This window comes from Frankia sp. CcWB2, from assembly GCF_977927585.1.
The window spans coordinates 1-5,431 of record NZ_CDWRCM010000249.1 but is presented as its reverse complement, the minus strand read 5'-3'; the positions used below and the strand labels follow the sequence as shown (position 1 = coordinate 5,431).

The window sequence follows — 5,431 nt, the reverse complement described above, 5'->3', positions numbered from 1 at the left end:
CGGCAGTTCCTCGCCAAACACTGCCACTACCACCGCCAGGCCGTGAAGCTACAACTCAACTGATCACAAAAGTCGGGTTGGAGTACTAGGAGGATGCCTAGGAGGATAATGACAACACATCCGCCGGGGACCTGTCGTGTCAGTGTAACGATCGGTTGACCGGCATACTTCAGGGAGTCTCCGACCATGTACGACGTGATTGTCGTGGGAGCGCGCTGCGCCGGCTCACCTGTGGCGATGTTGCTTGCCCGGCGCGGTCACCGGCTGCTGCTCGTCGACCGCGTGTCCTTTCCCAGCGACACGATCTCCACCCACTATCTTCAGCAGGCCGCACTGCTCCGTCTGCGGGAGTGGGGGCTGCTCGACGCACTCACGGCGACCAACTGCCGGCCGATCACCGACATGACGGTGTCCCACCTCGGTGTGGTCATCCGCGGGTTCGCTGACCCGATCGACGGGCTGGCGTTCTCGATGGCGCCGCGCCGCATCGTGCTGGACAAGATCCTGCTCGATGGCGCGGTCGCGGCGGGTGTCGAGGTCCGGGAGGGCTTCTCGGTCCGCGATCTGATCCGCCACGACGACGGCACGGTCGCGGGGATCGTGGGCCGGGACGCCACGGGAGCCGACTTCTACAAGGTCGTGCCGGCGGCCAGCTTCATCTACTACTCCTATTTCAGTGGGCTGGACTGGCAGTTCCACAGCCGGTTCGGTGACCGTGAGCAGTGCGCCGGCTGGCCCACCCATGACGGGCTCACTCTCGTCACCGCGATGCGCAACCTCGAGGATTTCGAGGAGTTCCGCGCCGACATCGACGGGAGCCTGCGCCGGACCTTCCGCAGCGTCGCGCCCGAGCTCGCCGAGGATCTCGACAGCCATGGCGTCGTCCAGGAGGACCGTTACTACGGAATCCGTTACCCGGACAACTACTACCGCACGTCCTATGGCCCGGGTTGGGCGCTGACCGGGGACGCTGGTTACCACAAGGACCCGGTGACCGGTCTGGGCATCACCGACGCCTTCCGCTGCGCGGACCTGCTGACCGAGCACGTGGACCAGGCGCTGCGTGGCGACCGGCCCATGGGCGAGGCCCTCGCCGAGTATCAGCGGTTGCGCGACGAGGAGTCGGCCGGTGCGTTCAATTTCACCACGACGCTGGGCGAGCTGGACTTCCCGCCACACCTCGTGGCGCTGTGGCGAGCCCTACCGAACAATGAGACGGCGCGCGCGCAGTTCTTCGGAATGATCGCGGGTGTCGTGCCGTCGTCGGTCTTTCTCGCGCCGAAGAACGTCGAGTCCATCATGTTGGCCGCGGCGGCCGTGTAATGGACAGTCGACCGATCATCGGCGGTCCGACGCCGTCGCCGATGCTCACCGTGGTCGGCGACAGCTTCGCCGAGGGCCGCGGTGACCCGGCGCCCGACGGCGCCTGGATCGGCTGGGCGCCCAGAATGGCCGCGGCTCTGGGTATCCCGCGCAGTCGCGTTCTCAATCTGGGGCGGAACGGCGCGACGACGCAGGATGTCATCGACACGCAGCTCGACGTCGCCGCCTCCGCCTCGGCGGCCCTCGTCGGGATCGCCGCGGGCAGCAACGACCTGCTCACGGACTACTCGCAGGCCAGGTTCGAACAAAACTTCACTCACCTAGTCGCAACTCTCGCGGTCCCGGGAACCACCGCGTTCACCTTCACCTTCCCGGACCTTCACCACCAGGCTCTCGGCGCCGCCGGCGATCCTGGACGTGCTCCGCGCCAGGATCGAGCAGGCGAACGACCATGTCCGCTCGACCGCGGCGAATCACGGAATTCTCCTCGTCGATTTCGATCACGTCGACCGCGCCCACGATTCCCAACTGTGGAATCCCGGGGACTACCATCCCAACGCGGCCGGCTACGAATTTGTCGCCGGTCTCCTCGCGGAGTTGGTGCGCGAAGTCCTGTCGCGTCCGGCTCCCCGGATCCCGGTGCCGGTCCCATCCTGACCCTGTTCGGTTGACCGGTCCCTCGACGTATTCCGACCCGACGTCGAGTCGGATCGGGAGTGAAGTATCTCACGACGCACCGCCGCGGCGATTGCCCCGGCCGATCGAATGTTCGGCAGGTTGTTCTTGCGGAACAACGGGACGTCGATGACACTGGTTTCAAGATGCCCGCGCGGATCGGATACGAGTAAACTGTCGCCAGGCCTCGCGGTTCGCCGTCGCGGCCATGAAGAACTGCGGCAGTGCTTCGGAACGGTGTTGTTCCGGAACAGCGTTGTTCCGGAACAACCCGCCGGCCGTCGGGCTCTCCAGCGGACCGGCCGATCCGCCCCGGCGAGCCGGTTCCCGTCGCGAGCTGATTGAGTCCGTGGAACCACCGAATCCGTGGAACCACCGAGCCAGTGGAACCCCAGCGTCGCCCGACATCTCACACCTGAATACCTCCGCCGGATACATCACGCCCGACATATCAGGGTCCCGCCGCACGCGGTGGTGACCTGCCGGCCAGTGAAGGGAAGAAGCACGTGGACGAGTCCGACCGCCCTGACGACCGACGACTCGCGAACAACCCGATCGCGATTGTCGGGCTCGCCGGACTGTTCCCGATGGCGCGCGACGCGCGGGAGTACTGGAGCAACGTCATCGACGCCGTCGACTGCGTCACCGAGGTGCCGTCGACGCACTGGCGCCCGGAGGATTACTACAATCCGGATGCGACGGTGCCCGACCACACCTACGCGCGCCGGGGCGGCTTCCTCCCGGAGGTCCCGTTCAGCCCGGTGGAGTTCGGCTTTCCGCCCAACCTGCTGGACGTGACCGCGGTCGTGCAGCTGCTCAGCCTGATCGTCGCGCGGGACGTGCTCGCCGACGCGGGCGCACCGGGGTCGGCGTGGTACGACTCCGAGCGCACCGGGGTCATCCTGGGCATGGCTGGCCCCACCACGATGGCCCACCCGCTGGCGGCCCGGCTGGAGACGCCGGTCCTGCGCGAGGTCGTGCGTGCCGCGGGACTCGACGAGGCCGAAACCGCCGCGGTCTCGGAGGCCTTCTCGCTCGCGTTCCCGCCGTGGGAGGAGAACTCGTTCCCCGGGCTGCTCGGCAACGTCGTCTCCGGCCGGATCACCAACCGGCTTGACCTCGGAGGCACGAACTACACGGTCGACTCCGCGTGCGCGAGCGGGCTCACGGCCGTCCGCGGGGCCATCGCCGAACTCATCGACCACCGTGCCGATCTCATGATCACTGGTGGTTGTGACACCGAAAACTCGATCTTCAGTTACATGTGCTTCTCGAAGACGCAGGCGCTGTCCAAGTCCGACCGCATCCAGCCGTTCGACGCCGGCGCCGACGGCACCCTGGTCGGCGAGGGCATCGGGATGCTGGCGCTCAAGCGGCTGGCCGACGCCGAGCGCGACGGGGACCGGGTCTACGCGGTCATCCGGGGTCTCGGGTCGTCCAGTGACGGTCGGTTCAAGAGCGTCTACGCGCAGCGCGCGGAGGGCCAGGTCCGCGCGCTGCGCCGGGCCTACGCGGACGCCGGGGTGAGCCCGGCGTCCGTCGAGCTGTTCGAGGCGCATGCCACCGGTACCGCCGTCGGCGACGCCACCGAGCTGTCCGCGCTCGGGGCCGTCCTGGCCGAGGCCGGGGCACGCCCGGGCCGGGCGGCGATTGGCAGTGTGAAGTCGCAGATCGGGCACACCAAGGGCGCGGCCGGCGCGGCCAGCCTGATCAAGCTGTCGCTGTCGCTGTACAACCGGGTGCTGCCGCCTACGATCAACGTCCGCGAACCGAACCCGGCACTCGCCCAGGATGGCTCGCCCTTCTACCTCAGCACCCGTACCCGGCCCTGGGTGCTCGACCCGGACGTGGGGCGGCGCCGGGCGGCCGCCTCCGCCATGGGGTTCGGCGGTACCAACTTCCACGTCGTCCTGGAGGAGACCCCCGACACGGCACGACCGGACGCCGACAAGCGTGCCGCCCGGGCGACGCACCGTGCCGTCCGCGCCCACCTGTGGCATGCCGCGACGCCCGCGGAGCTCCTCGAGTTGGTGCGCGGGCAGGCCGAACCGAACGGTGACACGGGCATCCCGGGCAGCGCCGCGCGGGTCGGGTTCGTCGCCCGCACCGGCGCGGAGGCGGACCGCCTGCGCACGATCGCGATCGAGCAGCTCGCGGCGCGAGCCGACGCCGCCGAATGGTCGCATCCCGCCGGGGTGCACTACCGCCGGCAGGCGGCCGGGCAGCCCCGCGTCGGCGTCGTCTTCGCCGGCCAGGGCAGCCAGTACGTCGACATGGGGCTCACCGCCGCCGTCGAGATTCCGCCGGTGCGGGAGGCCTTCGACGCGGCGAACGCCACCTTCGCCGGGGCCGAGCTCACGCTCGCCCGCGCGGTGTTCCCACCGCCGAGCTTCGATCCAGGCGACCGTGCCGACCACGAGATGAACCTGACGCGCACCGAGTACGCGCAGCCCGCGATCGGTGCGCTCTCCGTCGGCCAGTTCCGGTTCCTGCGGGAGCTGGGACTGCGCCCGGTGGGCCTGCTCGGCCACAGCTTCGGGGAGCTGACCGCCCTGTGGGCCGCCGGTTCCCTCGCCGACGCCGACTTCTTCCGGCTCGCCCGGCGTCGCGGCCAGGCCATGGCCCCGCCGGACGAACCCGGCTTCGACCCCGGCACCATGGCCGCCGTCCGCGCCGACCGCGATGCGGTCGCCGAGTTGCTGACCGCGCACCCGGACGTGGTCGTGTGTAACCACAACGCCCCCGACCAGGTCGTCGTTGGTGGTCCGACGTCCGCCGTCGAGGAGTTCGTCACCGCCGCCACCGCGAGCGGGCTCGACGCCCGGCGCATCTCCGTGGCCGCGGCGTTCCACACCTCGCTCGTCGGGCACGCGGTGGACGACTTCGCCGCCGCCGTGGACGTCACCGAAATCGGATCGCCGGCCGTGCCGGTGCACGCCAACACCGCCGGCGCCCGGTACGGCGACGACCCCGCCGAGAACCGCCGGGTCCTCACCCGGCAGCTGGGCAACCCCGTCGAGTTCGTCGCCGGGCTGCAGGCCCTGCGCGCGGACGGCGCGACGGTGGTCGTCGAGATCGGGCCGAGCCAGGTGCTGACCGGCCTGGTCCGGCGCACCCTCGGCGACGAGGTCGTGGCGATCCCCACCGACGCCGGTCGCGACGGCGACGGTGCGGTGGCTCTGATGACCGCGGCCGTGCGCCTCGCGGTGCTCGGCGTCGAGCTTAGCGGGCTCAACCGCTATACGGCCCCGCTGCCGCAGCAGGTGAAGCCGGCCGGGATGACGGTTGCGCTGACCGGGGCGGACCACGTCTCGGAGCCTCGCCGTCGCGCCTACGCCGACGCGCTGGTCACGCTCGCGGCCGCCGCGGCCGTCCGGCCGCGGAAGTCGGCCGCCACGGCGCTCGAAGACGCCCCGGCCGCGTCCGGCCGGGG

2 protein-coding genes and 2 pseudogenes are annotated in these 5,431 nt (G+C 70.1%); all 4 read left to right on the top strand.

All coding sequences use genetic code 11. The features are described from left to right. The first annotated feature begins 186 nt into the window (after window positions 1-186). Window positions 187-1,323 carry an NAD(P)/FAD-dependent oxidoreductase gene (locus ACY45C_RS19590; RefSeq protein ID WP_462189025.1) on the top strand — a complete coding sequence of 379 codons (1,137 nt, stop codon included), beginning with the start codon at window positions 187-189 and terminating at the stop codon, window positions 1,321-1,323. Beyond that, window positions 1,323-1,670 (top strand): annotated as a pseudogene (locus ACY45C_RS19585) (GDSL-type esterase/lipase family protein); the annotation flags it as partial. The gene ACY45C_RS19590 and the pseudogene ACY45C_RS19585, both read left to right, overlap by 1 nt. Window positions 1,671-1,728: 58 nt before the next feature. Then, window positions 1,729-1,980: pseudogene (locus ACY45C_RS19580) on the top strand (SGNH/GDSL hydrolase family protein); the annotation flags it as partial. Between the two features lie 524 nt (window positions 1,981-2,504). Further along, window positions 2,505-5,431, top strand: a 2,927-nt coding sequence (locus ACY45C_RS19575; RefSeq protein WP_462189024.1) for a beta-ketoacyl synthase N-terminal-like domain-containing protein, incomplete at its 3' end; no start/stop codon positions are given.